24 protein-coding genes are annotated in these 26,775 nt (G+C 60.5%); 10 read left to right on the forward strand and 14 right to left on the reverse strand.

Features of this window, described 5'->3' with window-relative positions; genetic code table 11:
* The first annotated feature begins 57 nt into the window (after window positions 1-57).
* The 3 genes from rsmI (at window position 58) to gshB (ending at window position 2,331) form a co-directional block, all read left to right on the forward strand.
* Window positions 58-885 (forward strand): 16S rRNA (cytidine(1402)-2'-O)-methyltransferase, encoded by an 828-nt coding sequence (gene rsmI / locus Q4577_RS07635; protein WP_303469134.1) that lies wholly within the window; start codon window positions 58-60, stop codon window positions 883-885.
* A gap of 15 nt (window positions 886-900) precedes the next feature.
* Entirely contained in the window at window positions 901-1,320 is a 420-nt protein-coding gene (locus Q4577_RS07640; protein ID WP_303469136.1) for a YraN family protein, read from the forward strand.
* Window positions 1,321-1,395: 75 nt separating this feature from the next.
* A complete protein-coding gene (gene gshB, locus Q4577_RS07645; RefSeq protein WP_244688013.1) occupies window positions 1,396-2,331 on the forward strand; it encodes a glutathione synthase in 936 nt (311 codons plus the stop codon).
* A gap of 6 nt (window positions 2,332-2,337) precedes the next feature.
* Here the strand turns inward: gshB and Q4577_RS07650 are convergent, their stop codons facing one another.
* Both Q4577_RS07650 and Q4577_RS07655 read right to left on the reverse strand, forming a co-directional pair.
* Window positions 2,338-3,852: a YifB family Mg chelatase-like AAA ATPase gene (locus tag Q4577_RS07650; RefSeq protein WP_303469138.1), complete on the reverse strand. Its 1,515-nt coding sequence runs from the start codon at window positions 3,850-3,852 to the stop codon at window positions 2,338-2,340.
* Between the two features lie 121 nt (window positions 3,853-3,973).
* Window positions 3,974-4,840 (reverse strand): glutathione S-transferase, encoded by an 867-nt coding sequence (locus Q4577_RS07655; RefSeq protein WP_303469140.1) that lies wholly within the window; start codon window positions 4,838-4,840, stop codon window positions 3,974-3,976.
* 188 nt (window positions 4,841-5,028) lie between these two features.
* On the opposite strand from Q4577_RS07655, the gene Q4577_RS07660 reads away from it, so the two are divergent.
* The 5 genes from Q4577_RS07660 (at window position 5,029) to Q4577_RS07680 (ending at window position 10,844) form a co-directional block, all read left to right on the forward strand.
* Window positions 5,029-5,907, forward strand: coding sequence for an RNA polymerase factor sigma-32 (locus Q4577_RS07660; RefSeq protein WP_303469141.1), 879 nt, complete (start codon window positions 5,029-5,031; stop codon window positions 5,905-5,907).
* 177 nt (window positions 5,908-6,084) lie between these two features.
* Window positions 6,085-7,278 carry a bifunctional phosphopantothenoylcysteine decarboxylase/phosphopantothenate--cysteine ligase CoaBC gene (coaBC, locus tag Q4577_RS07665; protein ID WP_303469361.1) on the forward strand — a complete coding sequence of 398 codons (1,194 nt, stop codon included), beginning with the start codon at window positions 6,085-6,087 and terminating at the stop codon, window positions 7,276-7,278.
* Window positions 7,279-7,322: 44 nt separating this feature from the next.
* On the forward strand, window positions 7,323-7,778 hold the full coding sequence (gene dut / locus Q4577_RS07670) for a dUTP diphosphatase (protein ID WP_244688022.1): 456 nt from the start codon (window positions 7,323-7,325) through the stop codon (window positions 7,776-7,778).
* Window positions 7,778-8,830 carry a HesA/MoeB/ThiF family protein gene (locus Q4577_RS07675; protein ID WP_303469142.1) on the forward strand — a complete coding sequence of 351 codons (1,053 nt, stop codon included), beginning with the start codon at window positions 7,778-7,780 and terminating at the stop codon, window positions 8,828-8,830. Before dut ends, Q4577_RS07675 begins: the two co-directional genes overlap by 1 nt.
* A gap of 1 nt (window position 8,831) precedes the next feature.
* Window positions 8,832-10,844, forward strand: a complete 2,013-nt coding sequence (locus tag Q4577_RS07680) for a M3 family metallopeptidase (protein WP_303469143.1) — start codon at window positions 8,832-8,834, stop codon at window positions 10,842-10,844.
* An 82-nt stretch (window positions 10,845-10,926) separates the two neighbouring features.
* Here Q4577_RS07680 and Q4577_RS07685 read toward each other — a convergent pair whose 3' ends face one another.
* Together Q4577_RS07685 and Q4577_RS07690 are read right to left on the reverse strand one after the other, a co-directional pair.
* Entirely contained in the window at window positions 10,927-11,907 is a 981-nt protein-coding gene (locus tag Q4577_RS07685; protein ID WP_303469145.1) for a TraB/GumN family protein, read from the reverse strand.
* Between the two features lie 21 nt (window positions 11,908-11,928).
* On the reverse strand, window positions 11,929-13,392 hold the full coding sequence (locus Q4577_RS07690) for a YdiU family protein (protein WP_303469362.1): 1,464 nt from the start codon (window positions 13,390-13,392) through the stop codon (window positions 11,929-11,931).
* Window positions 13,393-13,509: 117 nt separating this feature from the next.
* Here Q4577_RS07690 and Q4577_RS07695 point away from each other — a divergent pair, with 117 nt between their 5' ends.
* Window positions 13,510-14,895, forward strand: a complete 1,386-nt coding sequence (locus Q4577_RS07695; protein ID WP_303469146.1) for a hypothetical protein — start codon at window positions 13,510-13,512, stop codon at window positions 14,893-14,895.
* Window positions 14,896-14,943: 48 nt separating this feature from the next.
* On the opposite strand, the gene msrA is transcribed toward Q4577_RS07695, so the two are convergent.
* The 6 genes from msrA to Q4577_RS07725 all read right to left on the reverse strand — a co-directional run bounded on the left by msrA (window position 14,944) and on the right by Q4577_RS07725 (window position 20,689).
* The gene (gene msrA, locus Q4577_RS07700) at window positions 14,944-15,450 is read right to left on the reverse strand and encodes a peptide-methionine (S)-S-oxide reductase MsrA (RefSeq protein ID WP_244688031.1); all 507 of its coding nucleotides are present in this window, start codon (window positions 15,448-15,450) and stop codon (window positions 14,944-14,946) included.
* Window positions 15,447-15,896: a peptide-methionine (R)-S-oxide reductase MsrB gene (gene msrB / locus Q4577_RS07705; RefSeq protein ID WP_303469147.1), complete on the reverse strand. Its 450-nt coding sequence runs from the start codon at window positions 15,894-15,896 to the stop codon at window positions 15,447-15,449. The genes msrA and msrB overlap by 4 nt, the downstream gene beginning before the upstream one ends.
* A gap of 102 nt (window positions 15,897-15,998) precedes the next feature.
* A complete protein-coding gene (gene xylB, locus Q4577_RS07710) occupies window positions 15,999-17,444 on the reverse strand; it encodes a xylulokinase (protein ID WP_303469148.1) in 1,446 nt (481 codons plus the stop codon).
* A 119-nt stretch (window positions 17,445-17,563) separates the two neighbouring features.
* Complete coding sequence (locus tag Q4577_RS07715) at window positions 17,564-18,370, reverse strand: ATP-binding cassette domain-containing protein (RefSeq protein WP_303469150.1); 807 nt, start codon at window positions 18,368-18,370, stop codon at window positions 17,564-17,566.
* A complete protein-coding gene (locus tag Q4577_RS07720; RefSeq protein WP_244688040.1) occupies window positions 18,367-19,434 on the reverse strand; it encodes an ABC transporter permease in 1,068 nt (355 codons plus the stop codon). The genes Q4577_RS07715 and Q4577_RS07720 overlap by 4 nt, the downstream gene beginning before the upstream one ends.
* Window positions 19,435-19,669: 235 nt before the next feature.
* Window positions 19,670-20,689, reverse strand: coding sequence for a sugar ABC transporter substrate-binding protein (locus Q4577_RS07725; protein ID WP_303469152.1), 1,020 nt, complete (start codon window positions 20,687-20,689; stop codon window positions 19,670-19,672).
* A 172-nt stretch (window positions 20,690-20,861) separates the two neighbouring features.
* Between Q4577_RS07725 and Q4577_RS07730 the strand changes: the two genes are divergently transcribed.
* Window positions 20,862-22,067 (forward strand): ROK family transcriptional regulator, encoded by a 1,206-nt coding sequence (locus Q4577_RS07730; protein WP_303469153.1) that lies wholly within the window; start codon window positions 20,862-20,864, stop codon window positions 22,065-22,067.
* A 4-nt stretch (window positions 22,068-22,071) separates the two neighbouring features.
* Here Q4577_RS07730 and Q4577_RS07735 read toward each other — a convergent pair whose 3' ends face one another.
* The 4 genes from Q4577_RS07735 to Q4577_RS07750 are packed head-to-tail and all read right to left on the reverse strand — an operon-like array spanning window position 22,072 to window position 26,646.
* On the reverse strand, window positions 22,072-23,679 hold the full coding sequence (locus Q4577_RS07735) for a GMC family oxidoreductase (RefSeq protein ID WP_303469154.1): 1,608 nt from the start codon (window positions 23,677-23,679) through the stop codon (window positions 22,072-22,074).
* The gene (locus Q4577_RS07740) at window positions 23,676-24,122 is read right to left on the reverse strand and encodes a hypothetical protein (RefSeq protein ID WP_303469155.1); all 447 of its coding nucleotides are present in this window, start codon (window positions 24,120-24,122) and stop codon (window positions 23,676-23,678) included. The genes Q4577_RS07735 and Q4577_RS07740 overlap by 4 nt, the downstream gene beginning before the upstream one ends.
* On the reverse strand, window positions 24,122-25,114 hold the full coding sequence (locus Q4577_RS07745; RefSeq protein WP_303469156.1) for a phytochelatin synthase family protein: 993 nt from the start codon (window positions 25,112-25,114) through the stop codon (window positions 24,122-24,124). The genes Q4577_RS07740 and Q4577_RS07745 overlap by 1 nt, the downstream gene beginning before the upstream one ends.
* A complete protein-coding gene (locus Q4577_RS07750) occupies window positions 25,111-26,646 on the reverse strand; it encodes a multicopper oxidase family protein (RefSeq protein ID WP_303469157.1) in 1,536 nt (511 codons plus the stop codon). The genes Q4577_RS07745 and Q4577_RS07750 overlap by 4 nt, the downstream gene beginning before the upstream one ends.
* Window positions 26,647-26,775 lie beyond the last annotated feature (129 nt).

Genomic DNA, 26,775 nt, shown 5'->3' on the forward strand with positions numbered 1-26,775 from the left:
GCGAATGTGAATGAGGGTCGGAACTGGCAAAGAGATTCCCGTCGGATCGCGCCAGGAATGTATTTTGTGGCGGTGCCGATCGGCAATGCACGCGACATTACGCTTCGGGCATTGGATATCCTTGCCGGGGCGGATGTACTGGCCGCGGAAGACACCCGCGCATTGCGACGGTTGATGGAATTGCACGGTGTCCCGCTGAACGGGCGGCAGATTCGTGCCTATCATGAACACAATGGTGCCCGCATGCGCCCCGCCCTGTTAGAGGCCTTGGCGGCGGGGCAATCGGTGGCTTATGCGTCCGAAGCAGGCACGCCGCTGATTTCGGACCCCGGTTTTGATCTGGCGCGCGATGCGGTGGCGTCGGATTTGCCGGTCACGGCGGCGCCGGGTGCCTCGGCGGTGTTGACGGCCTTGAATGTCGCGGGGCTTGCGACCGACAGATTTCTGTTTGCCGGGTTTTTGCCATCTGCCACAACCGCCCGGCGTACCGCGCTGGGCGAGCTGGCGGATGTGGCTGCGACCCTCGTGTTTTACGAATCACCGCGCCGGGTGGCGGCCATGCTGGCCGATGCGGCCGAGGTTCTGGGCCCGGATCGACCCGCCGCGACATGCCGCGAATTGACCAAGAAATTCGAAGAGGTGGTCCGTGCGCCGCTGGGCGAATTGGCGGAAAAGCTGACGGAAAAAGACCCCAAAGGCGAATTTGTCGTTTTGATCGGCAAGGGCGGGGGCGCGCAGGACACGGACGAAGACATCGAAACCGCGTTGCGCAAGGCCCTGCAAACCATGTCGGTGCGTGATGCGGCGGAAATGGTGGCCAATGCCTTTGGGCAAAAGAAACGCTTTGTTTACCAAATGGCCTTAGACTTGTCGAAAGAGGGGTAATCTCAGGATTTTCACATGCCATTGGATTGCGGTGTTGCGGATATTGGCCATGTGGACGTCGGTGACGCACGTGCGCGGCGCGGTCGGCGCAATCAATTGGCGGGCGTTTCTGCGGAAGGATCGGTTGAAAGGGCCTATGTCGCGGCTGGGCACCGGGTTCTGGCCCGTCGCTGGCGTGCGCGCGGTGGCGAGATTGATTTGATCCTGCAGGACGGCAACGGCACCTATGTGTTTGTCGAGGTTAAAAAATCCGCCACATTTGACCGTGCATTGGCCCGGATCACACCACAACAAGTGGCGCGTATTCATGCCGCCGCCGAGGTTTTTCTCGGGGATTGCCCGCAGGGGCTACTGAGTGATGTGCGCTTTGATGCGGCCCTGGTGGATAGCATGGGACAGACCCAAATATTGGAAGGCGCATTGCTGGGATATTGACTGTTGGTGCGGCTGGCATTGAACACCATGGGTTCATGGGCCATGTAAGAGGCTGAAACAGAACAGGGGCAGCCCATGAAAATCGCCTTTCAGATGGACCCGATCGGGGCCGTGGACATCAATGCCGACAGCACGTTCCGCATCGCGGAAGAGGCACAGAACCGGGGGCATGAACTTTTCTTTTACGGCCCGGATCAACTCGCCTTTCAAGAGGGGCGGATCACCGCGCGTGGTCAGGATCTGCGGGTCAAACGGGTGCAGGGCGATCATGCCGAGCTGGGTTCGATGCGCGAAGTGGATCTGGCAGACTTTGACGTTGTCTGGCTGCGCCAGGACCCGCCGTTTGATATGCATTACATCACCTCGACCCATCTGCTGGATCGGCTGAAGGGGCAGACATTGGTGGTCAATGATCCATTCTGGGTGCGAAACTACCCGGAAAAATTGCTGGTGCTTGATTTCCCTGACCTGACACCGCCGACGGCGATTTCGCGGGATCTTGATACATTGAAGGCTTTTCGGGCCAAGCATGGCGATATCATTTTGAAACCGCTTTACGGCAACGGCGGGGCGGGTGTGTTCAAGTTGGTGCAAGGGGACGGAAACTTGGCGTCGCTGTTTGAGCTGTTTACCGGCTTTTCGCGCGAACCATTGATTGTACAGAAATTTCTGCCAGCGGTGTCCGCAGGCGACAAACGGGTGATCCTTGTTGATGGCGCGCCTGTCGGGGCGATTAACCGAGTGCCGGCCAAGGGCGAAACTCGGTCGAATATGCATGTGGGCGGTCGGCCGGAAAAAATCGGCCTGACAGAGCGTGATCTGGAAATTTGTGCCCGTATTGGCCCGTTGTTGCGGGAAAAAGGCCAGGTTTTTGTCGGGATTGACGTGATTGGCGATTATCTGACCGAAATCAACGTGACCTCGCCCACCGGGATTCAGGAATTGGAACGATTTGACGGCATCAATGTCGCGGCCAAGATTTGGGAGGCGATTGAGGCGAAAGTGGCCTGAGGCGCGTCACGGGTCTGTTGCTGCCATGAGCCGATAGCTGAGCGCTTCGGCCACATGGGGCCGATGGATGGTTTCGGACCCGTCAAGATCGGCAATCGTGCGTGCCACCCGCAGCACCCGGTGATAGCCGCGTGCCGAAAGGCCGAAGCGGTCGGCGGCCTTCAACAGAAGGTCGCGGCCTTCGGCGTCCGGGGTGGCAAAAGCCGCGAGCGCCTTGCCCTGAAGGTCGGCATTGACCGCGGTGTCCGCCAATGCTTCATAACGCGCCGTTTGCAAGGCCCGGCTTGCGGCGACCCGCGCGGCAATTGCGGTAGAACTGTCGCCGGTTTCGGGCAGGTCGAGGTCGGTGAACGACACGGGCGGCACGTCAACGCGCAGGTCAAACCGGTCCATCAATGGCCCTGAGATGCGGCCCATGTAGTCTTCGCCACAGACCGGCGCGCGGGTGCAGGCCCGCGCCGGATCCGGCAGATAGCCGCATTTACAGGGGTTTGCCGCAGCGATCAGCATGAAGCGGCAGGGATATTTCACATGGGCATTGGCGCGGGCGACCATGACCTCTCCGGTTTCGATGGGTTGGCGCAGGGTTTCCAGCACCGCACGGGGGAATTCCGGAAATTCATCCAGGAACAACACGCCGTTATGGGCCAGACTGACCTCGCCGGGTTTGGCGCTGCGTCCGCCGCCAATGATTGCCGCCATGGAGGCCGTGTGATGCGGTTCGCGGAACGGTCGCACGCGTGAAATCCCGCCCTGATCCAGAAGTCCGGCCAGCGAATGGATCATCGAGGTTTCCAGAGCCTCTTGCGCCGACAGCTCTGGCAGGATGGTTGGCAGCCGCGCGGCCAGCATGGATTTGCCCGATCCCGGTGTGCCCACCATCAAAAGATGATGCCGCCCGGTTGCGGCGATTTCCAGCGCGCGTTTGGCGCGTTCCTGACCCCGCACATCGCGGAAATCCCGGTCACTCGTGGCGGGGGGCACTTCGCCGGGTGCGGCCGGGGACAGCGGCGATTGGCCGGTGAAATGGCGCACCACATCAGCCAGGTTCGCCGCGCCGATCACCTGCGTTGCGCCGACCCAGGCCGCTTCGGGGCCGGATGCGCGCGGACAGAGCAGGGCGCGATCCTCTTCTGCGGCGGCCATGGCGGCGGGCAGGGCGCCGATCACCGGCACCAACCCGCCATCCAACGACAATTCGCCAAGCGCAACAATGCCGGCGACCGCGTCTTCGGGGATGATGCCCAATGCGGCCAACAGGCCAAGCGCGATGGGCAGGTCGAAATGTGACCCCTCTTTGGGTAGGTCAGCCGGGGAAAGGTTGACGGTGATGCGTTTCGACGGCAACGCGATCGACATTGAATTCAACGCCGTACGCACCCGGTCGCGGGCTTCGGACACCGCTTTGTCCGGCAGGCCGACGATGGAAAACGCGGGCATGCCGGGCGTGACGGCGCATTGCACTTCGACCGTGCGCGCGGTTACGCCTTCAAAGGCAACGGTATAGGCGCGGGCGACCATATTGCCCCTTCCCCTGATGTGATTAACCAACTTTGGGGAAGGAGGCGTTGAGGAAAGGTTAACGCGGTAACAGAAAGTTAACCGAGGTTGATGTCATTCGGCCCGGCAATGACGCTTTCTATCAGGCCGCATCGACCGTCTTGATGAAGTCTGGCCAGGCCGTTGGGTCGACCATGGTCTTGTCGCGGCAAAAAGGGTTGCAAAATCCCCAGATACGCCCCCGAAATTCCAGAAAATCGGTGACCGCATCGCCGGAATAGGGGCAGGTTGCATTGACCGACGGGCCATGTGCGACCGCTGCGGCGGGCTCTGGCGTGGGGCCGGGCCATGATTTTGTCGGGTAGGGCATCGCATACCGTTGCAGGGTTTCCCCCCGTACCAGCCCCATGGCGCGAAACCGGCGAAAGGCCGGATCGGCCAGATGACGCGCGACATAAGCGGCAGCCTTGTCACCAACCGGCAGGCCATATCCCGCAATTCGCGCCGCGACCGGAGCATAAAAGGCATCTGCGACAGAATATTCACCACAAAGCCAAGGTCCGCCGGATTGTGCCAGCGCATAGTCCCAGACCTTTTCAAGGCGGGCCAGATCCGTCGCCAATGCGTCTGGCACCGGCACATCATCATAGGCAAGCCGCATGTTCATCGGGCACAAGCTGCGCAAACTGCCAAACCCGGAGTGCATTTCGGCGGCCAGTGACCGGGCGGTTGCGCGCCGCGGTGGATCCTTGGGCCAGAACCCACGATCCGGGTGACGCGCGGCCAGTTCTTCGGCCATGGCCAGTGAATCCCAGACCAACCCGCCACCGGATAATTCGGCGCTGGGTACAGTGCGCGCTGGTGCAAGGTTTAGCTGCTCTTCCACAGAGTTCTGTGCAAAATTGACAAGGTTGATCCGGCACGCAAGGCCAAACCGGCGGTACAGCAACCATCCCCTGAGGGACCAACTGGAATAGGCGTAATCGCCAATGTGCAAAATATCGCTCATGAAAACATCCTAGTATCAGGGGGTTCACAGGTCCAATTGCAATTGTTGCGGCGCGTCATCACGGAACGTGAAGGATTGTGATCGCTTGTGCGAATATTTTTTCGCGCGATCGGGGTAAGATTTAGATCCAAGCACGATCACCCGACGTATCACTATCACTGCAACAGACAAAATTGGAGATTATTCAAATGGCCCAAAATGCTACGCACGACAGAGCCCTGTCCCGCGCGGCAATGAAAGCCGAATTGCTGGATGCTGAGACAGAGAGAAAGCTTGCTTATGCTTGGCGGGACGAACGCGACGAAGCGTCGCTTCACCGTCTGATTACCGCTTATATGCGGTTGGCCATTTCGATGGCCGCAAAGTACCGGCGCTATGGGGCGCCGATGAATGACCTGATCCAGGAGGCTGGGGTGGGTTTGATGAAAGCCGCGGACAAATTCGACCCGGACAGGGGCGTGCGGTTTTCGACCTATGCGGTGTGGTGGATCAAGGCGTCGATTCAGGATTACGTCATGCGCAATTGGTCGATGGTGCGGACGGGGTCGACCTCGTCGCAGAAATCACTGTTTTTCAACCTGCGTCGCGTGCAATCACAGATCGAGCGCGAAGCCGCATCGCAGGGGGAAACGCTGGATCCGCATCAGGTCCAGCACAAGATCGCGGCAGAGGTCGGCGTGCCCTTGGCGGATGTCGTGATGATGTCCGGGCGTTTGTCCGGCTCTGACTTTTCGTTGAATGCGACACAATCCGCCGAAGACGAAGGCCGGGAATGGATTGACACGATCGAGGATGACGCGCCTCAGGCCGCTGAAATGGTGGAAAATGACCATGACACTGCGCAGTTGCGGGCATGGCTGGTCGAGGCGATGCATGACCTGAGCGATCGTGAGCAATTCGTCGTGCGCGAACGGAAACTGCGCGACGCGCCAAGGACATTGGAAAGCCTGGGGTCCGAACTGGGCCTGTCCAAGGAACGTATCCGTCAGGTCGAGGCGGCAGCCTTTCAAAAGATGCGCAAATCGTTGGAAGGGCAGAGCGGAGAAGTACACGCCTTTCTGGCGTGATTTAACAAGTTTCAGGGTTTCCGCCCTGCGTCCCGGCCCCTTTTGGGGTCGGGATTTTCTTTGGCAAATGCGGGGCAAGCGCCGCTCTTCCGCCCTTGCAGGCGTCATCGCATTGGACATAGGGTCAGGCGCGTTACAGATGTATCAATGGCGCGGTACTGGCGGAGGCTGAAAGAAATGATGTCGGGCAAGCGGGTTCTTTTGATCATTGGTGGTGGCATTGCGGCCTATAAATGTCTGGATCTGATCCGGCGTTTGCGCGAACGCGGGGTGTCGGTAAGCCCGGTGATGACCCGCGCCGCCGAGGAATTCGTGACACCGCTCAGCGTGTCGGCCCTGGCGGGGGAGGCGGTTCATCGCGACCTGTTTGACCTGACCAAAGAAGCCGAAATGGGCCATATTCAATTGTCGCGCGTTGCCGATCTGGTGTTGGTGGCGCCGGCGACCGCAGATTTGATGGCGAAAATGGCGTCTGGTCTGGCCAGCGATCTGGCGACGACGCTGTTGATGGCGACGGATACGCCGGTGATGATTGTTCCCGCGATGAACGTGCGGATGTGGCAACATCCGGCGACCCAGCGCAATCTGAATGTTCTGCGCGGCGATGGCGTGACAGTGGTGGGGCCGGAGTCCGGTGATATGGCCTGTGGCGAATATGGGCCCGGGCGGCTTTCGGAGGTGCCGGATATCCTTGGTGCGGTTGAGCGGCATTTTGCAGCGGGGCCACTGGCGGGCAAACGGATTTTGGTGACCTCTGGCCCAACGCATGAGCCGATTGACCCGGTGCGGTATATCGCCAATCGGTCGTCAGGCGCACAAGGCACGGCGATTGCGTGCGCTTTGCGGGACTTGGGCGCAGAGGTGGTTTTTGTCACCGGGCCGGCGGATGTGGCCGCACCCGAGGGTGTGGAATTGCATCGCGTCGAAACAGCGCAAGAGATGTTGACCGCGGTTCAGGCGGTCTTGCCCGTGGATGCCGCGATCTTTGCCGCGGCTGTGGCGGATTGGCGTATGGCGCAGCATGCAACATCCAAGATCAAGAAGCAGGCCGGCAAACTGCCGCCGCTGGAGTTCACCGAGAACCCGGATATTCTGGCCCATGTGGCACAGATGGATGCCGGGCGGCCCAAGCTGGTCGTCGGCTTTGCCGCCGAGACCGATGATGTGGTGGCCAATGCGACGGCGAAAAGGCTGCGCAAGGGGTGCGACTGGATCGTGGCCAATGATGTTCGCCCCGAGACCGGCATCATGGGTGGCAGTGACAATGCGGTGGTATTGATCACCGGCGATGGATCCGAGGATTGGCCGCGTATGGGCAAGGATCAGGTGGCGCAGAGATTGGCGTTGCGGCTGGCTGATGCGCTTGGTTGATGGGTTCGGATTTGCGTATTTATAAAAGAGAAGAAGGGCAGGATTTGGTTGAGCTGAACGTCACATGGGATGAAGGCGCAGACAGGGCGCTGGGCCTGCCGCGATATGAGACGGCAGGTGCGGCGGGGGCGGATCTTCGGGCGAATTTTCAGGATCGCGCTACGGTGGTGTTGGCCCCAAATGCCCGCGTGTTGGTGCCGACCGGTCTGCGGTTGGCCGTCCCGCAGGGCTATGAGGTGCAGATCCGGCCAAGATCCGGTCTGGCCCTGAAACACGGCATCACCCTGCCCAACAGCCCCGGCACGATCGACAGCGATTATCGCGGGCCGCTGGGGGTTATTGTATTGAATGCCGGCACCGATGCGTTCGAGATCACCCATGGCATGCGGATCGCCCAGATGGTGCTTGCCCCGGTGGTGCAGGCGCAATTCGCCTTGGTCGAGGTTCTGGATGACACCGCGCGCGGCACCGGCGGTTTCGGGTCGACCGGGCGCGATTGATGTTGCTGGTTCTGGTCATTGCTGCGGCGATCTGGGGGCTGGGGTGGGCCATTGGCCTGCCTGCATCCGCGCGTTGGCCGCTGATCGGGCTGTTGTTTGTCGCCGTTTTGGGCATTCAGTTTCTGTTTCCCGATGGTCACGCGCTTCGCGATGCGACGGGGGGGGATCCGGCGCTTTGGCTGTTGCTGGCGGGGTTTGCGGTGCTGGTCATGGCCTACCGGCAGGTGCTTCTGCATCTCAAGACCCGTGCGATGGCGCGCGATGCGGGCCCGGTAAAACCGACCCGCGACCGCATGGGCGAGACTGAGTTGGAGCGTTACGCCCGCCACATCGTCCTGCGGGAATTGGGTGGCCCGGGCCAGCAGCGGCTGCGCAAAGCGCGGGTGTTGGTGGTGGGGGCCGGTGGGTTGGGCGCCCCCGCGTTACAGTATCTGGCGGCGGCCGGTGTGGGCACCATTGGCGTGATTGACGATGACGTGGTCGAAAACGCCAATCTGCAACGGCAGGTGATTCACCGCGATGCCGACATTGGCAAACCCAAAGTGTTCTCGGCTGAGGCGGCGATGCTGGCGCAGAACCCCTTTGTGACTGTGCGACCCTATCATCGCCGGCTTGAGGCCGGGATGGCGGCGGAATTATGCGCCGATTATGACCTCGTGCTGGATGGGACTGACAATTTTGACACGCGGTATTTGGTCAATCGCGCGGCGGTCGCGGCCGGTATTCCGCTGATTTCCGGTGCCTTGTCACAATGGGAAGGCCAACTTTCGGTTTTTGATCCCGCACGTGGAACCCCCTGTTACCAATGCATTTTCCCAGAGGCGCCAGCCCCCGGTCTTGCCCCGTCCTGTGCCGAGGCGGGGGTGCTTGGCCCGCTGCCCGGCGTTGTCGGCGCAATGATGGCGGTCGAAACGATCAAGGTGCTGGCCGATGCCGGAGCGCCGCTGCGCAGTGAAATGCTGATTTACGATGCCCTATGGTCCGAGACCCGCAAAATCGCGCTGAAGGCGCGCGATGATTGCCCGGTCTGCGGCGAGAACAAGGAAGACTGACATGACAAATCCACTGCTTTCGGATTGGACCGGCGCCTATGGTTTGCCGCCTTTTGCCACGATTTCAGACGCCGATTTTGCCCCCGCAATGGGGGTGGCCCTGGCCGAAGATCTGGCCGAGGTTGCGGCAGTGGCCGACAATCCCGAGCCGCCGACATTTGCCAACACCATCGAGGGTCTGTTGCGCTGCGGCGCTGCGCTGGATCGGGTCACGGGGGTGTTTTTCAACCTGGCTGGTGCGGACAGCACCCCGGACCGCGAAGCGCTGATGCGGGAATTTTCGCCGAAACTGGCGGCGCATGCTTCGGCGATCTTTGGCAATCGGGCGCTGTTTGATCGGATCAGCCGCGTGTGGGCCGCCCGCGACGACCTGGACCTGAGCGCTGAACAGGCACGCGTTTTGATGCTGGTGCATCGCAATTTCATCCGCGCTGGTGCGGCGCTGGAGGGGGATGATGCCACGCGCATGAAGTCCATAAAGGAGCGGTTGGCGACGCTTGGCACGGAATTCACCCAAAACCTTTTGGCGGATGAACGCGACTGGTTCCTGCCTCTGGCAGAGGATGACCTCGATGGTCTGCCGGATTTTGCCATTGCTGCGGCGCGGGCTGCGGGCGAAGAACGCGGGGCGGATGGTCCGGTGCTGACGGTGTCGCGGTCCATCATCGTGCCGTTTCTGCAATTCTCTACCCGCCGCGACCTGCGCGAAGTGGCCTACAAGGCCTGGGTGGCGCGGGGGGCGAATGGCGGTGCGACCGACAACCGCGCAATCGCCGGGGAAATTCTGGCCCTGCGGGAGGAACGTGCCAAGCTTCTGGGATACGCCGATTTCGCCAGCTACAAGCTGGAAACCGAAATGGCGGGATCACCGGACAAGGTGCGCGAATTGCTGATGGCGGTCTGGGCTCCGGCCAAGGCCCGTGCTGAATCCGATGGCCAGATCCTTGCCGACATGATGCGCGACGATGGCATCAATGGCGCGTTGCAACCCTGGGATTGGCGCTATTACGCAGAGAAACGCCGCAAGATCGAACATGATCTGGATGAGGCCGCGCTCAAACCCTATCTTTCGCTGGATCAGATGATTGCAGCGGCGTTCGATTGTGCCAACCGTTTGTTCGGGCTGGAATTTGCGGCGCTGGATCTGCCGCTTTATCACGCCGACGCGCGCGCCTGGGATGTGACCCGCAACGGCAAACATGTTGCGGTTTTCATCGGCGATTATTTCGCGCGCAGTTCAAAACGGTCTGGCGCGTGGTGTTCGGCCATGCGATCGCAGCGCAAATTTCCGACCGATCAACGGCCCATCGTGGTCAATGTCTGCAACTTTGCCAAGGGCGACCCGGCGCTGCTGTCCTATGATGACGCCCGCACGCTGTTCCATGAATTCGGCCATGCCCTGCACCAGATGCTTTCCGATGTGACATATGAGATGATTTCCGGCACCAGCGTGGCGCGCGATTTTGTCGAATTGCCCAGCCAGTTGTATGAACATTGGCTTGAGGTGCCCGAGGTGCTGCGCGCCTTTGCCACCCATGTCGACAGTGGCAAAGCGATGCCGCAGGACATGCTGGACAAGGTGCTGGAGGCTGCAAATTTTGATCAGGGGTTCCAGACCGTCGAATATGTCGCCTCCGCCCTGGTGGATCTGGCCTTTCACGAAGGTGCGGCCGCCAGCGACCCGATGGCGAAACAGGCAGAGGTGCTGGCGGATCTCGGGATGCCGGATGCCATCGGCATGCGCCATGCCACGCCACATTTTGCGCATGTCTTTGCCGGGGACGGCTATTCCAGCGGCTATTACAGCTACATGTGGTCCGAAGTCATGGACGCCGATGCATTCGCGGCATTCGAAGAAGCGGGCGGTGCGTTTGATACGGAAATGGCCCAGAAACTGGAAAAACACATCCTGTCTGCTGGGGGCTCCGACGACGCTGAAACGCTCTATCTTGCCTTTCGCGGCAAGATGCCGGGTGTCGAGGCGCTGCTCAAGGGGCGCGGGCTCGTCGGTTGAGGTCGCGCTGACTTCTTCTGTTCAAAAATATCCCGGGGGGCCGCCTTGGCGGCGGGGGCAGCGCCCCCTCCCTCCCGAGCGATCAAAATTCCTGACGTTCCAGGGTGTAACCGCGGCTCTGCAATTGGTTCAGAATTCCGCTCTCTCCCATCAGGTGCGCCGCGCCGACGGCGACCACAAGACGGTCTTCGGGCGCATCTTCGATCACGTCGATCCAGGCCAAATTACGGCGGATCAATAGCTTTTCTTCCATCTCGGTCAGCATCTGTTCGACTTCGGCCTCTGGCAGGTCAAGATGCGCCAAGGTCAACATGCGCGACAATTGCCAACTGTCGGAATGGGCCTGATCGAAATAGCTGTTCAACGTCGTGACCAGCAGATCGGCGCCGGTTTCTTCGGGGAAAATACCCAATTGCAGCATGCGCAATTGTTCGTCCAACGGGTCTTCGTTGAACATCTTGAACACCGTATCAAAGGGTTCCAGCGATTGACGGGCCAGATCGGCGTTTCGCGCCATGGTTTCTATTCTGGCATCCAACCCTTCGCCTGTGCCCATTACCTCCATGGCGCAGCCGGGCAGGGCCAACACCAACGACAGATACCAGGGTTGGAATTTGGCCGCCATAAACGCCGGGATGCCACGGCTGCGGGCCGCTTCCGCCAGCTTTTGCCAGTCCTCCTCTTCCATCAGCTCTGGCAGGGTGGTGTCTTGCAGCAAGAGGAACGAACTGTCCGAGGTCAGATTTTGTTCCAGCAATTTGCGGTCTTCGGCGGTCGCCTCGACCAGCAATCGGTCTGCGGCCGTGATCAATGGGGCAAGTTTGGCGCTCACCGGGTCGAGACGCGGATCGGGGATATGGACCGTGCCAATCACATGGATCACCCGTTCGCCGCGCGTCGCCCGCCAATGGTTGCCATTGGCAAAGGGGGTTTCGGCCTCTGCGGCGGCCAGTGCCGCGATCTGATCAGGCTCAAGCTGGGTGCGCAGGTCGGAACCGACACATCCCGCCGCCAGGGTCATTTGCGGCAAAAGAGATAAGGCAATCACAATAAGCAGGCGCAAAACGAAATCTCCAAATCCAAATCAGGTGCCGCAAAATGTCTTGTAAGGGCCAAAGTCCCGTGGCGCGGGCCGGGCGTATTCCTTGTGGTCGGGGTTTTCGGTGAACGGTGCGCGCAACACGTCCAGCAATGTGGCGATCGGGGTCATGTCGCCAGCTTCGGCTGCGGTCAGCGCCGCTTCGACCAGATGATTGCGCGGGATATAAAGCGGGTTGACCGCGTTCATTGCGTCCCTGCGATCTTCGGCGCTGACGGCCTCGTGCGTCAGGCGGTGCCGCCATGTGGCAAGCCAGGCGGTGATTTCAGTGGCATCGTCAAACAACCCAAGCAGGGCGTCATCATCCCCGGTTGCGGCATCGGCCAGATGGCGGAAAAACAACGTGAAATCCAAATGTTGCCCGGAAAGCGCCGCATAAAGGGCGTTGATAAGGTCACGGTCACCCGGCTGGGTGCCCGATATCCCGATCTTGGCGGATGCGCCATCTGTCCAGGCCTTGGCATAGCGTTCGGGGAACTGCTGGATTTCCCGGGTCGCGATTTCAATCGCCTTGTCCTGATCCGGGTCGAGCAGCGGGATCAGCGTTTCCGCCAGACGCGCCAAATTCCATTGCGCGATATTGGGCTGATTGCCAAAAGCATAGCGCCCAGCGTGATCAATTGATGAAAACACCGTCGCCGGGTCGTAATCGTCGATAAAGGCACAAGGACCATAATCGATGGTTTCGCCGGAAATCGTCATGTTGTCGGTATTCATCACCCCATGGACAAAACCGACCTGCATCCAGCCCGCGACCAGATCGGCCTGACGCCGGATCACCGCGCGCAGGAACTGAAGGTAGCGGTCGTCATTCCCGATCAGATCGGGATCATGGCGGGCAATGGCATAATCCGCCAATTGCCGCACCTGGTCATGTTCGCCCCGCGCGGCAAAGAACTGAAACGTGCCGACCCGCAGGTGGCTGGCGGCGATACGGGCCAGGACCGCGCCGGGTTTGGCCGTGTCGCGGTAGACCGTTTCGCCGGTGGTCACCGCGGCCAGCGCCCGGGTCGTGGGGATGCCAAGCGCATGCATCGCCTCTCCCATCAGGAATTCGCGCAGCACAGGGCCCAGCACCGCCTTGCCATCGCCGCCGCGTGAAAACGGCGTGCGGCCCGATCCCTTGAGATGCAGATCGCGGCGCTTGCCGCGACGGTCGATGAGTTCCCCCAACAGGATCGCGCGACCATCGCCCAATTGCGGGGAAAACCCGCCAAATTGATGCCCGGCATAAGCCATGGCCAGGGTTTCGGCCCCCTCCGGGGCCTGCGCGCCGACCAGAATTGCCGCGCCGTCGTCGCTGTCCAGCGCATCGGCGTCCAGCTGCAATTCTGTGGCCAATTCGGCGTTTAACAGCAAAATACGTGGTTCGGGCACCGTGTCGCCCTTCCATTGCACGTAAAACCCGTCAAGATCGCGGGCATAGCTATTGTCGAAGGCAAATTTTATGGCAGTCTGGTTCATGTCCCATAGGTGGGTCATTCCGGGCGGATTTCCAAGGGGTTCTTGCCCATATCATCGCGTCCCGGCGACCGACCGCCCCGGATAAGAGGAGCCAGATTGCCCATGTCATTGTTCCGAAACCTGTGTCTGGCGGGGATTTCCGCCTTTTGCATGCTGTCTTTTGCCAGTGGGGCGCGTGCCGCCACCCTCGAAGACCATACAGACAGCTACATGGGCTGTCGGGCCCGGTTGAGCGGGGTGATTGGCCCCGGCGACGCCGACAAGATCAAGGCATGGATCGCGACCGAAAAACAGCGGCTTCTGGACAGGACCAGCACCTTGCCGCCGGGATCACAATTGGGCCAGAGCCGCCTGTGTCTCGACAGCCCGGGCGGCAGCTTTGCCGAAGCCGTGCGGATCGTGGATGTCATCTTTGGCGAATTGGGCACGGCGGTGCCGCGCGGGGCGGAATGCCTGTCGGCCTGTTCCATGGTGTTCATGGCGGGGTCTTTTTCCACCGAAAGCGACGCCGGGGTCGTGGCCAATCGCAAATTGCATGCTGCCGGGCGGTTGGGATTTCATGCGCCCTCGCTTGAAGTGGCGGCCGGGCAATACAGCGAAGCGCAGGTCAACAAGGCCTACAGGATTGCCGTGACCGCGCTGGGTGATCTGATGCAGCGCATGGGGGTGATGAAACTGTCGCAAACCCTGATTGCCGAAATGCTGGCCACCCCGCCGGATGACATGTTTTATATCGACACGGTGCACCGCGCCGGGCGTTGGCTGATCCCGGTTGTCGGAACGGTGCGCCCACAGGAGGTCACGGCCCTGGCCGCGAGCAATGCCTGTGGGGCGTATTATGGCTGGGTGGGTGATCGGCTTGCCACCAATGGTCTGGGGTTTGTGGCTGATCCGGCCAACCGATTTGGCTGGGATCCGAAAATCACCCGCGAAAACGACAGTATTCAGGTCGAAATGGAAGGGTTCGGGCAGGAAGGCGCGATGCGATGCCGGTTGTGGATTTCGCCCGACACCGCAATTGCGGATGAATTGCAAAGCTTTGGCGGCGGTTTCGCCCATGTGTCGATTGGCGACGACGATATCGGATTCGAGGCCTCGCCCGCGCTGTTTTTTGATCCGCGCACGCCGCTGGTGGCGCTGGCACGGCCAAATGATGACCAGATCATCCTGCGCGATGTGGCGGATTTCAATCCCACTGAACGGCGTGAAATGCAGGGGCGTTGCAGCGTCTGGAGTTCTGGCCAAATGCTGGACAACGATCCCTGTACCAAACAGGTTGCGGAAACCATGATGGACGATCTGAAACTCTATGTCCTGGAAACCTTTGTCTGGCCGTCGGGGGCCAAAACGGTGCTGGAGACGCTGAATTTCGCAACCAAGATCAATGGGGCCAAGGCGGAACGGATGTGGGACAATCTGCCGGACAATGCCGTGTGCTATTTGAATTCGGCCTCAGGCAACATGTTTTGTTTTCAAGAGGCGGGGTAGGGGCGCGCAGCGCATGTGCTGGCGCCCCTGATCCTGTGCAATCGCTCGTTATTCTGCCGCGTCGCGTTTCGGCAAAACCCAGTCGGGCCGCGCGAAGTGGCAGGTATAGCCGTGGGGCAGGCGTTCCAGATAATCCTGATGCTCTGGCTCGGCCTCCCAGAAGGCACCTGCCGGTTCCACCTCGGTCACGACCTTGCCGGGCCAGATGCCAGAGGCATCGACATCGGCAATGGTGTCCAGCGCCACTGCTTTTTGATCCTCATCGACGTAATAAATCGCCGAGCGATAGGACAATCCCCGGTCATTGCCCTGCTGGTTCATCGTGCTGGGATCGTGGATCTGAAAGAAGAATTCCAGAAGCTGCCGATAGCTGACCTTGTCGGGATCAAACAGGATTTCAATGCCCTCGGCATGGGTGCCGTGGTTGCGATAGGTGGCGTTTTCCACATCTCCGCCGGTATAGCCGACACGGGTTTTCAGGACGCCGGGACGCTTGCGGATCAGATCCTGCATCCCCCAGAAACATCCCCCCGCCAGAACTGCACGTGCGCTCATGATGAGACCTCCTCAACTTGATCAAGATAATCGCCATAGCCTTCGTCCACCATTGCGTCGCGGTGAACGAACCGCAATGAGGCAGAGTTGATGCAATAGCGCAGGCCGCCGCGATCGCGTGGGCCGTCGGGGAAAACATGGCCAAGGTGGCTGTCGCCATGGGTCGACCGGACCTCGGTGCGGATCATGCCAAGGCTGGCGTCACGCAATTCGGCCACATGGGCCGGTTCGATCGGTTTGGTAAAGCTGGGCCAGCCACATCCCGATTCAAATTTGTCGGACGAGGCAAACAGCGGCTCGCCGGACACGATGTCGACATAGATGCCCGGTTCTGCGTGGTCGTTGTATTGGCCGGTAAAGGGGCGTTCGGTGCCGCTTTCCTGGGTCACGCGATATTCTTCGGGTGTCAGTGCGGCAATGGCGTCGGCGGATTTCTGATAGCTCATTTGCAGGGCCTCCTGTCTTGGATCTTGCTCATGTGGGGCGTTGGCGGGCAATTGTCCAATATCTGTCAATGCTGTCACGTGCCTGTGAGCGATCTGGTGTGGCTATTGTCGCAGCGGTTTCAGCGCGATGTAAAGCGCGCGATACCGGGCGAGGCGGTCCGCGTGATAACCGGCCTTGTCTGTGCGGGGGGCAAAGATGCGGTCGGTTGGCGGTCTTTGACCCAGATCGGCCAATGTCGCCGCGCCAATGGCAACGGCGGCCATGCGCGCCGCGCCCAGTGCCGGCCCGCTTTCCGCGCCAGCCCCGCGATGCAGCGTCAGGCCGGTGGCATCGGCAATGGTCTGTAACAGCAGATCCGATCTTGTGCCGCCCCCAATGGCCAGCAGTGGCTGGGGGATGTCCGTGGTCTGGCGCATCGCATCCGCCGCGTCACAAAAGGCATAGGCAATCGCATCGACAACCGCGCGCATCATCTCGTCAGATCCGGTGGCATCGCCCAGGCCGTAAAACGCGCCGCGAATGCGGCTGTCGCCATGTGGTGTCCGCTCGCCCGTGAGATAGGGCAGGAACAGCGGGATGTCGGCGTCAGCCTGCTGTGCCTTGGCCAGAAGATCGCCGACGGGCTGACCCGTGACGTTGGCGAACCAGCTCATTGGGCGGGCGCCATTCAGCATCGCCGCCATCTGGAACCAACGATTGGGCAGGCAGTGGGCAAAGGAATGCAATCCCGCCTCCGGGGCCGCGCGATAACCATCGGTGGTGACAAACAATTGCCCCGACGTGCCAAGCGATATGAAGCCGCACCCCGGATCAACCGCGCCGAGCGATACCGCCCCTGCCGCTGCATCCCCCCCGCCAACGGCAATTGGAAGACCGGTTGGCAGACCCAGTTCCTTTGCCGCCTCTTCCCGCAGCGTGCCGGCCAGATCGGTGCCATTCCTCACCTGCGGCAGCCAGGCCGGATCGGTTGCGGTGGCCTTGCAAAGCGCCGTCGACCATTGGCCAGCGGCCTGATCAAACCACCATGTGCCGGCGGCGTCGCATCTGTCGGTGACATGGGTGTTGTGCAGCCAAAGCCCGAGATAATCCTTGGGCAGGCAAATGCGGTGGATCTTGGAATAGGTGTCCGGCTCATGCGCGGCCAGCCAGGCGATTTTCGGCGCCGTGAACCCCGGCATCGGCCGCACGCCGGCGATCTTTGCCAGGGTGGGGTGATCCTGGTCCAGCGCGTTGCAGATCCCGTCAGCCCGGCCATCATTCCACAGGATCGCCGGGCGCAATGGGCGATTGTCGGCCCCAAGCACCACCGCGCCATGCATCTGCCCCGAAAGACCCATCGCACGCACCTCGCCAAGGTCATATTGCCCCGCCAGATCGCGCAGGGCCTGCCGCGTTGCGTGCCGCCAGCTCTCGGGGTCCTGTTCGCTTTGACCGGCGCTGGGCGTGTGGGTTGCAAGCGGCGCGGTGGCGCTTGCGATCAAGTGCAGATCGGCCCCGACCAAAGAGGTTTTGACGGCGGAGGTGCCAATATCAATGCCTAGAAACATATGAAATCCGAGGTTGGGTGTGGGTCATCCTAGCGCCACTGCGCCATGGCGCGATAGGGGGGAACAACAAAGGCCCCGGAATTTTCCGGGGCCTTTGCGGTGATTTGATTTGGCCCGGATCAGGCCGCTTCGGCGCCTTCGGGCACCTTGGCACCGGTCATGAAGGCCACAGCGTCCGACATGGAGTAATCCTTGGGGTTGATGACGCAAAGCCGCTTGCCCAGCCGGTGAATGTGGATGCGGTCTGCGACCTCGAACACATGCGGCATGTTGTGGCTGATCAGGATGATCGGAATCCCGCGCGAGCGGACATCAAGGATCAATTCCAGCACCTTGCGGCTCTCCTTGACCCCCAAGGCGGCGGTGGGTTCGTCGAGGATGATCACCTTTGACCCAAAGGCCGCAGCACGTGCCACCGCAACCCCCTGACGCTGGCCACCCGACAGGGTTTCGACCGCCTGATTGATGTTCTGAATCGTCATCAATCCCAGCTCAGAGAGCTTTTCGCGGGCGAATTCCTCCATCGCCTTTTTGTCCAGCTTGCGCAGGAACTTGCCCATGAAATCCTTGCGCAGGATTTCGCGCCCCATGAACATGTTGTCGGCAATCGACAGGGCGGGGGACATGGCCAGCGTCTGATAGACGGTTTCGATCCCGGCGTTGCGGGCATCAATCGGTGATTGGAATTTCACCTTCTTGCCCTCCAGCTCGACCGTGCCTTCGTCGGGAATGACCGCGCCGGAGACTGCTTTGATCAGGGTGGATTTGCCCGCGCCATTGTCGCCGATCACCGCCAGGATTTCGCCCGGATAGAGATCGAAATCACAATTGTCCAACGCCGTGACCTTGCCATAGCGTTTGGTCAGATTGCGGCCTTTCAGCAATGGGGTGCCACGGTCCGTTGCAGTATTTTGCAGAGTGCTCATGCCGACACCTTTCTGATCCATTGATCCACGGCCACAGCGCCAATGATCAATGCGCCGATAAGAAGGAAGGTCCATTGCGGGTTCGCCCCGCCCATGCGCAGGCCAAGTTCGAACACGCCCACAATCAATGCGCCAAAGAATGCCCCGACAATCGACCCCCGCCCGCCAAAGAGCGAGATGCCACCAATCACCACGGCGGTGATTGACTGAATATTGCCGATGACCCCGGTGGTGGCCGACGGCGACACAGATCCAAAGCGGCCAATCATCACCCAGCCGGCCAGCGCGCAGATGAAACCAACAACCATATATACCGACATCAGGGTTTTGTGCACATCGACACCGGCCAGTTCTGCGGCCTCTGGGTCATCCCCGACGGCATAGACATGGCGGCCCCAGGCAGTCGAGCGCAGCGCATAGGCCAGGATCGCAACCAGGGCAATCATCAGGAACACGCCCAGGGTGAACCGCGCGCCGCCGACGCTGAATGTGGTGCCAAGGAATTGCAGGAACGGCGCTTCGGCCTCGATGTCCTGTGACCGGATGGTTTCATTGGCGGAATACAGATAGTTGGCCGCCAAAACGATCTGCCACATGCCCAGCGTGACAATGAAGGGCGGCAGTTTCACCCGGCTGACAAGCCAGCCATTGGCCGCGCCAATGCCGGTGCCCACGGCCAGACCGCCCAGAACCGCAAAGAACGGCGGCAGGCCATAATCAAAGGAAAATTTACCCATTACAACCGTGCAGAGCACCGCAATCGCCCCGACCGAAAGGTCGATGCCCGCCGTCAGGATGATCAGCGTCTGCGCCGCCGCCAACACGCCGACGATCTGAACCTGTTGCAGGATCAGGGTCATGGCAAATGGTGAAAAGAATTTGCTGCCCAGCACCAGCCCAAAGACGATGATGGCGGCGACCAGAACGATCAGCGGCACCAGCGCCGGGGTTGTGTGTAGCAAATGGTGGAAGCGGCCCACCAGGCCTTTGTTGTGCTCGTCAAAGGATGCGACGTCGGTGTTCGCCTCCTGAATGACGGATTCGTAATTGTCCGCGTTGGACATGTTCCCCTCCGTAAGATCAAAAACGCGTTTTGGCGTTCGGGAATAGAAAAAGGGGACGGACAGGCTGCCCGCCCCCGGGATGCTTCAGCTTGCTGTGGCGGATGCGCTTACGTCAGCCGCGGGATGATCGGTCTGATGTCAGACGATGCAAGGGACAGGGCCGTGGCCCGGATACCTGAAACTCTGGGAATATATGTGATAACCGGACCGCTGATGCGGCCCGGCGCTCAGGTATTTAGCCCCAGCAGAGATCTTTGCCTTCGGCAACCGAGATCGAGTCAACGCCGTCGGCGGGTTTGTCGGTCACCAGTGCCACACCGGTGTCAAAGAAACCTTTGCCTTCGGTCGCGGCCGGCTTGGTGCCGTCCTTGGCCCATGCGGCAATCGCTTCGATCCCTTTGGAGGCCATCAGCAGGGGATATTGCTGCGATGTCGCGCCGATAATGCCTTCTTCGACATTGGCAACACCGGGGCAGCCGCCATCAACCGACACGATCAGAACGTCATTTTCGCGACCAATGGCTTTCAGCGCTTCATAAGCGCCGGCAGCGGCAGGTTCGTTGATGGTGTAGACCACGTTGATCATCGGATCAGAGGCGAGGAGGTTTTCCATCGCGCGGCGGCCGCCTTCTTCGTTGCCTTGGGTCACGTCGTTGCCAACGATGCGGGCATCGTCTTCGTCACCCCATTTGTTCGGATCGCCGAGATCAATGCCAAACCCCTGCAAGAAGCCCTGGTCGCGAAGAACGCCAACCGATGGCTGGCTGACCGCAAGGTCGAGCATCGCGATTTTCGCATTGGCGGCTTCGTCGCCCAATGTGGCGGCGGCCCATTTGCCAATCAGCTCACCCGCAAGGAAGTTGTCGGTGGCAAAGGTCATGTCGGCGCTGTCGATCGGCTCCAGCGGGGTGTCGAGCGCGATAACCAGAATGCCCGCGTCCCGCGCCTGTTGTACCACGGGCACGATGCCGGCGGTGTCGGATGCGGTCAAAAGAATGCCCTTGGCGCCATTGGCGATGCAGGTTTCGATGGCCGCGACCTGGGTGTCGTTGTCGCCGTCAACTTTACCGGCATAGGAATTCAGCGAGATCCCCAGTTCCTCGGCCTTGGCGGCCGCACCTTCGCGCATTTTGACAAAAAACGGGTTGGTGTCGGTCTTGGTGATCAGACAGGCGTTGACGGCGTGGCTTTCGGCATTGGCGACGCCCGCCAGTGTTGCAAAGGAAATTGCGCTACCCAAAAGTAGTTTTTTCATGATGTCCTCCCAAAGACATTTGATTTTGGCCCGAAACTGGGCCTTTCTCCCCGATTCGCCCTTTTGGAGCGAGATCACCGTTATATGATCTGATTCTGTTTCATGCGTCAATTAATAAATCATGTTGATTTATTAATTACGAAATGGCAGGGTAGGTAAGGGAGGAAATGCCATGACGCAAGAAGACGTCAGAGGTTTCAGTGGTGGTGTGAACCAAAGTGGTGTGCGCGACTATAATGAACGTCTGTTGCTTTCGATGATCCAGCGGGTGGGGCAATTGCCCGGCAGCGACATTGCGCGCCAGGCTGGGCTGTCGGCGCAAACCGTGTCCGTCATCCTGCGTTCGTTGGAGGCGGATGGGATTCTGATCAAGGGCGCCCCCCAGCGCGGCCGGGTCGGCAAGCCGCGCGTGCCGATGAAGTTAAACCCCTCGGGCGCCTATTCTGTCGGGCTCAAGATCGGGCGGCGCTCTGCGGATGTGGCGTTGATGGATCTGCTGGGCAACGTGCGGATGCAAAAACAGGTCAACTATCGCTTTCCCCGGCCCGAAGTGGTCTTCCCCTTTCTGCGCGAAAGTCTGGCGGCCATGCTTGCGACCCTGCCTTCTGCGGAACAGACACGGGTGTGTGGCATCGGGATCGCGGCCCCGTTCGAATTGTGGAAACCGCATGAGATCATCGGCGCGGACGACAGCGATTTTCAATCCTGGCGCGGCATTGCCATCGCAGAGGAGGTGGCGCAGTTCAGCGATCTTCCGGTGTCGATCCTCAATGACGCGACCTCGGCCTGTTATGCCGAGAATATTTTTGGCAATGGTCGCGGGCTGCGCGACTACGCGTATTTCTTTATTGGTGCCTTTGCCGGGGGCGGTGTTGTGTTGAACGATGCCGTGTACGAGGGCAACCGCAGCAATGCGGGGGCGCTGGGATCGTTGATGCACCGCGATGCGACGGGCAAACCGGTGCAATTGATGGATCACGCGTCGATCTTTTGGCTGGAAAACACCATTCGTCTGGCCGGACGCGACCCGAAACTGCTTTGGACACAGGGTGCCGATTGGTCCGATTTCGAAGAACAGGTCGGCCCGTGGATTGATATGGCGGCCCAGGAGCTGGCGATGGCGGCCCTGTCGGCCTGCGCTGTGATCGACTTTGAAGCGGTGGTGATTGACGGCGCTTTCCCCGAAGGGGTGCGCGAGCGGCTGGTGCAGCGCACCGTTGATGAGATCGCGAAAATCGAGACCATCGGTCTTTTGCGGCCCGACATTCGCGCAGGCGGGGTCGGGGCCAATGCCCGCGTTCTTGGCGCGGCGTATCGGCCTATCGCCTCGCAGTATTTTCTGGGATCTGCCGGGTTCAGCGCAACTGCGGGGTCCTAAGACCCTACGCCAGAATATGTTCCGCGGTGCGCATCGCCAGCCCGGCAATGGTCAAGGTCGGCGCATTCACCGGCATGGTGACATGCGCCGATGACCCCATGATATAAAGGTTCGGATGCTGGTGGGCCTGTTGCTGGGCATTCACCACCGAAGTCGCGGGATCAAGCCCCATGCGTGTTGTGCCGCCGATGATGGCATTGGACAGATAAACCTCGTTAGAGGTGATTTCGGTGGATCCCAGACGTTGCAGGATCTCGGTGTTCATTTTCTGGGAAATTGTCATGCCCGCACGGGTATATGCGTCGATGGAATAGGCGATGCGGGATTTCGGCAGTCCGGCGCTGTCTTTTTCATCCGACAGGGTCAGACGATTGTCCGGGTCGGGCAGGATCTCGGCCGAGGAATTCAGCCGAAGATGCCGCGACACAATCCGGTTCAATTCCTGCGCCAGGGATTGTCCGAGATACCCCTGCGAGATCAGATCCTTGGCCACATTTGTCCCATCGGAATTGCCGGAATGCCCGGAATTCATGAAGCTGGTGCCAATGGCCGCATGTGACGCGCGGAAATCGCCATCGCGCAGCTCGATCAAACCGCTGGTCTGTTGCGGCCCGCGATAGGGGAACACCGGATCGAGGGTCACGCCCTTGGTGTCCTGATTGGCCTGGGTGATCAGGTAACGGCCCACCGCATCCGATCCGTTTGCCACGCCGTTCGGGGCGTTTTCCTGGGCTGACATCAGCAACAGCCGGGGATTTTCAATCGCATGACAGCACAGGGCATAGATATTGGCGGTGACGCGCGTTTGCGTGCCATCCGGGCGGCGCACATCGACGCCGCTGACCATGCCATCCGGCCCGACATGGATCATCGTCACCACCGCCTCGGTGATGATCTGCGCGCCGGCCGCTGCGGCCTTGTCGGCGATCACCGATCCGTCCAGCTTCGCCCCGATGGGGCAGATCGGCACACAGGTGTTGTTGCCGCAACACGGCGGTCGGCCGTCGAATTGCACGGAATTGCGCGCATGGCTGAAAATACCGGAATGCAGGCCCATTTCGGCCAGGGCAATATCGACCCGGCTGTCCATATAGGTCGCCGGAATTGGCGGCATGGGATAGGGTTCCTTGCGCGGCGCGCCCCAGACATCGTCCATGCTGCCCGCAACGCCCCAGATCTTTTCGGCGCGCGCATAATAGGGTTCCAGATCCTCATAGGTCACCGGCCAGTCCTCGGCGACGCCATAGGTGGATTTCATCGCGAAATCAGCCGGGCGCAGGCGGTCGGCAAAGCCGGTCCAATGCCATGTCGACCCGCCGTAGATCCGCAGATAGGCCCCGGCAAATTCCATCGGCCCGGCCTGGTCATAAAACGTGGCATAGCCATTGTCCTCGGGATGTGGCGCCCAGGCGTTCGACGGGTAAGGCGCCTGCGGGCCCTTGACCGGGTTATTGGTGAAAATCGACATCCAATCCTGGCGGGGTCTTTTTGGCCCGGCCTCCAGCACCGTGACCTGTCGCCCGGCATTGGCCAGTTCCAGCGCCAGATGTGATCCGGCCATACCGGCGCCAACCACCAGCACATCGACGTTTTCCGGCACTGGCATGGTCATCGCTGCGGCTCCACCCAATGGCCAAACGGCCCGCCACAAAGCCCCGGCGCGGTGGCAAAGGTCAGCGATTGCCAGCCAAGGCAATAATCGTAATACCGCACCTCGCCATCGACCTCGCCGGTGTAAAGGAACGTCGCGATCCAGCGCAGTTGGTCGGCGGCACGGGTGCTGGCATCTGCGGCCATGTCATCCAGCACCGGACGACGCCGGGCCAAGGCCACCAGCGAAAACATCGCCTCAACCCCAAAGGCGCGGGCAAATTCAGTTTCACAGGCCGTGGCCAAGGCTTGTGGCATGTAGTTGGTGCCGCCGACGGCGCGGATGATGTCGCGGAACACCGCCAGATCATCCGCAACCCCGAGCCGCGCCAAAGCGGGGGCCGGGGCCATTGACATGGCCGCCCCAAGAATGCGGATCACATCGCGACGACCAAATTCCATCATCAGAATGTCCTCACCAGCGCTAGCCCACGGGACCGCTTGGACGAGGTATCGACGTCCAGCATCGCCTTGTAGAGCATGTCCATCGGAATCCAGGCGGGCGGATATTTGTAACCCGCTACATCCAGCACCAGCACAGAGTCGCTGGGCTGGTGATAAGCCGCGATGGGCGAGACATGGCCAGAACCGTTCTGGCCGACAATGCCGCGATTGTAATTCAAGATCACCCGCACAGCCGGGTCTGACAGGCCTTCCATAATCGCATTGCGCATGTGTTCGATGCTGTTTTCATCGGCAAAGATGGTGCTGGGCCGCACGTCCAGATGGGTCAGGAACAGCCCGATCTGATCCAGCGTCAGCCCGTCTGTCACCACCCCTTCGAAGGTTTTGACCTGCTGGTTGTCTTCGTTGAAGATATTGTCCTGGGTGAAATAGGGATAGGGGTAACGCGCGGTGTCGATGGGCCGTTTCAGCGCGTCTTCAAAGGAATTCAGCACCGCCGCCATGGTGGCGATGGAACAGAATGTCAGGAACTTTTCGCTTTCGACATAGGGCGCGACACGGAAATAATCGCCGTTGAACCGGCTTTCGACGACCCGCGCGCTGCCCTCTTTGGTGGTCAGATAGACCAGCCGACCATCGGCGCCCTCGGCAGATGCCTTGATCAAATGGGAAATGGGCGCGGTCTGCACGATGGAGGCGTCGGTGCCAAAGAACGCCGCCAGCTGGTCGATCTGCGCCGCGCTAAGATCCTGTGCCACGGCCTGCATCACATCGGCGGTGCCGCCGCTGCGCTGGCCGGATTTATAGGCGTGCAAAGCATTGCGCAGATAGGTTTCGGATTGGCCATGAATAATCGGGACATGATCAATATGCGCCACACCATCCACCGAATGACAGGACAGGCAGGTCTGGGCATTCACGGTCTGAACCTCGGCCAGAACTGGCGCGGCGGCAACGGCAAAGGCGGCAAACGCGAGGCGCAGAATGCTCATGTGGTGATCCTTATGTTCATCATCATTCCGGCGTCTTCATGCGGCAGGATGTGGCAATGGGTGACGAAATCGCCATCGAAGTCTTCGAACCTTGTGCGGATGGTCAAGGTGCCGGCGGCGGGCACCACGCATGTATCGTACCAGGGCCGGTCCGGCACCGGCACACCGTTGATGGCGACCACCTGAAACGGGTTGATATGAATGTGCATCGGGTGCGGATAGGCGGTGGTGTTGACGAAGGTCCATTCCTCGGCGGTGTTCAATTTCGGGTCCAGATGCCAAGTGTTCGGATCATAGGATTGCCCGTCAATGGTAAAGGCCAGGTCAAAGACCGCACGGGGATCGCGGACCTCGCCCAAAACCACCTTTCGGCTGCGGACAATCTCGGCATCGGTAATGTCTGGCGGTGTCGCGGCCGGGGCCGGCAACAGGTCCGAGGGCATGCCGCCCGCCTCGATCTGGACCTGGGCGATGATCCGTTCCTCCAGATCCACCAACCCATGGCGATAGGGTTGGCGCACCATGTCATGCAGGCCGGGCTGCGCCCCCTCAACCACCACATCGAACCGATTGCCGGGCGACAACAGCAGGCGGTCAACCTCCTTGGGGGCGGGCAGGGGGATGCCATCGCGACCAATCAGGATCGCACGCAGGCCCATGTCGGCAAAATTCAGCGGGCAGAATTGGAAATCATTGGCCAGCAATATGCGCCAGAATTGCCGCTCACCCTGACGCAGGCGAATGGTGGGCCGAAACTGACCGTTCAGGGTGAAAATACGCGGCGCTTGCAGCGACATGAATTGTTGCGGATCGTCAAACGCCGCCAGATCGCTGCCGATCACGGTCTGTATGATGACCTGCCGTTCGGGCAGGCCCGGTGGCACATAATCCTCCGGTTCAACCAGGATCAGCCCGGCCATGCCGGTGCCGATCTGGGCGGCAACAGAGCCATGCCAATGCGGATGATACCAGAAGGCACCAATCGGATGATTGTCGGGGATCTGCACGTCATAGGTAAAGGCGGACCCCGGCTCGACCGTCAGGAATACATTGTCGCTGTTGCCCTTGGGGCTGACATGCATGCCGTGAAAATGCAGGTTGGTGGTGTTGAGGTCATGCGGCGCAACATGGGTGGTGCCGACCGGCCCACAAAGATCCCCCGGCCCGAAAGCCGGGAATGTGTCAAGCGCACGCAACGGCGGCGCATTGGACGGCAGGGCATTCTCCAGCGTGATTTCCATGCGGTCGCCCGGTTTCACCCGCAGGGTCGGTCCCGGCAAGCCATCATTGTATCGGCGAAGCTTGCGGGGCTGTTCGTCCACCAATACCTCTGCCAGGGCGGGGCGCAGGGTGGTCTGCAACAGGCCGTTCTGGCTGTGGATTTGCGGCGGGTTGGCCAGATCGCCGACCCCGCCAAGCGCATGTTCCGCCAGCCCGTCCTTGGCCGACGCGCGCGACAATCCTGTGATCGTGGCCCCGCCAAGGGCCAGACCGCCAAGGCCAAATGCCATGATTTGTCTGCGATTATGCATGACGGGTCTCCCCTTATGGTGGTGTTTCTGGCACGAAACGGTAAAAAAAGCGACTATCGTCTGTATTGCTTGCCACCTTAAACAATTTAACTTGTGATATGGGTCACTTACGCGCTTGATGGTGTCAGA

The sequence above is a fragment of the Marinovum sp. 2_MG-2023 genome, assembly GCF_030548265.1.
GTDB lineage: Bacteria > Pseudomonadota > Alphaproteobacteria > Rhodobacterales > Rhodobacteraceae > Marinovum.

What these genes read in the sequence shown, in the direction of transcription:
- rsmI (WP_303469134.1), top strand. Translation starts at nt 58, where the DNA reads ATGTATTTTGTGGCGGTGCCGATCGGCAATGCACGCGACATTACGCTT.
- Q4577_RS07640 (WP_303469136.1), top strand. Translation starts at nt 901, where the DNA reads ATGCCATTGGATTGCGGTGTTGCGGATATTGGCCATGTGGACGTCGGT.
- gshB (WP_244688013.1), top strand. Translation starts at nt 1,396, where the DNA reads ATGAAAATCGCCTTTCAGATGGACCCGATCGGGGCCGTGGACATCAAT.
- Q4577_RS07650 (WP_303469138.1), bottom strand. Translation starts at nt 3,852, where the DNA reads ATGGTCGCCCGCGCCTATACCGTTGCCTTTGAAGGCGTAACCGCGCGC.
- Q4577_RS07655 (WP_303469140.1), bottom strand. Translation starts at nt 4,840, where the DNA reads ATGAGCGATATTTTGCACATTGGCGATTACGCCTATTCCAGTTGGTCC.
- Q4577_RS07660 (WP_303469141.1), top strand. Translation starts at nt 5,029, where the DNA reads ATGGCCCAAAATGCTACGCACGACAGAGCCCTGTCCCGCGCGGCAATG.
- coaBC (WP_303469361.1), top strand. Translation starts at nt 6,085, where the DNA reads ATGATGTCGGGCAAGCGGGTTCTTTTGATCATTGGTGGTGGCATTGCG.
- Q4577_RS07675 (WP_303469142.1), top strand. Translation starts at nt 7,778, where the DNA reads ATGTTGCTGGTTCTGGTCATTGCTGCGGCGATCTGGGGGCTGGGGTGG.
- Q4577_RS07680 (WP_303469143.1), top strand. Translation starts at nt 8,832, where the DNA reads ATGACAAATCCACTGCTTTCGGATTGGACCGGCGCCTATGGTTTGCCG.
- Q4577_RS07695 (WP_303469146.1), top strand. Translation starts at nt 13,510, where the DNA reads ATGTCATTGTTCCGAAACCTGTGTCTGGCGGGGATTTCCGCCTTTTGC.
- msrA (WP_244688031.1), bottom strand. Translation starts at nt 15,450, where the DNA reads ATGAGCGCACGTGCAGTTCTGGCGGGGGGATGTTTCTGGGGGATGCAG.
- msrB (WP_303469147.1), bottom strand. Translation starts at nt 15,896, where the DNA reads ATGAGCTATCAGAAATCCGCCGACGCCATTGCCGCACTGACACCCGAA.
- xylB (WP_303469148.1), bottom strand. Translation starts at nt 17,444, where the DNA reads ATGTTTCTAGGCATTGATATTGGCACCTCCGCCGTCAAAACCTCTTTG.
- Q4577_RS07715 (WP_303469150.1), bottom strand. Translation starts at nt 18,370, where the DNA reads ATGAGCACTCTGCAAAATACTGCAACGGACCGTGGCACCCCATTGCTG.
- Q4577_RS07720 (WP_244688040.1), bottom strand. Translation starts at nt 19,434, where the DNA reads ATGTCCAACGCGGACAATTACGAATCCGTCATTCAGGAGGCGAACACC.
- Q4577_RS07725 (WP_303469152.1), bottom strand. Translation starts at nt 20,689, where the DNA reads ATGAAAAAACTACTTTTGGGTAGCGCAATTTCCTTTGCAACACTGGCG.
- Q4577_RS07730 (WP_303469153.1), top strand. Translation starts at nt 20,862, where the DNA reads ATGACGCAAGAAGACGTCAGAGGTTTCAGTGGTGGTGTGAACCAAAGT.
- Q4577_RS07735 (WP_303469154.1), bottom strand. Translation starts at nt 23,679, where the DNA reads ATGACCATGCCAGTGCCGGAAAACGTCGATGTGCTGGTGGTTGGCGCC.
- Q4577_RS07740 (WP_303469155.1), bottom strand. Translation starts at nt 24,122, where the DNA reads ATGATGGAATTTGGTCGTCGCGATGTGATCCGCATTCTTGGGGCGGCC.
- Q4577_RS07745 (WP_303469156.1), bottom strand. Translation starts at nt 25,114, where the DNA reads ATGAGCATTCTGCGCCTCGCGTTTGCCGCCTTTGCCGTTGCCGCCGCG.
- Q4577_RS07750 (WP_303469157.1), bottom strand. Translation starts at nt 26,646, where the DNA reads ATGCATAATCGCAGACAAATCATGGCATTTGGCCTTGGCGGTCTGGCC.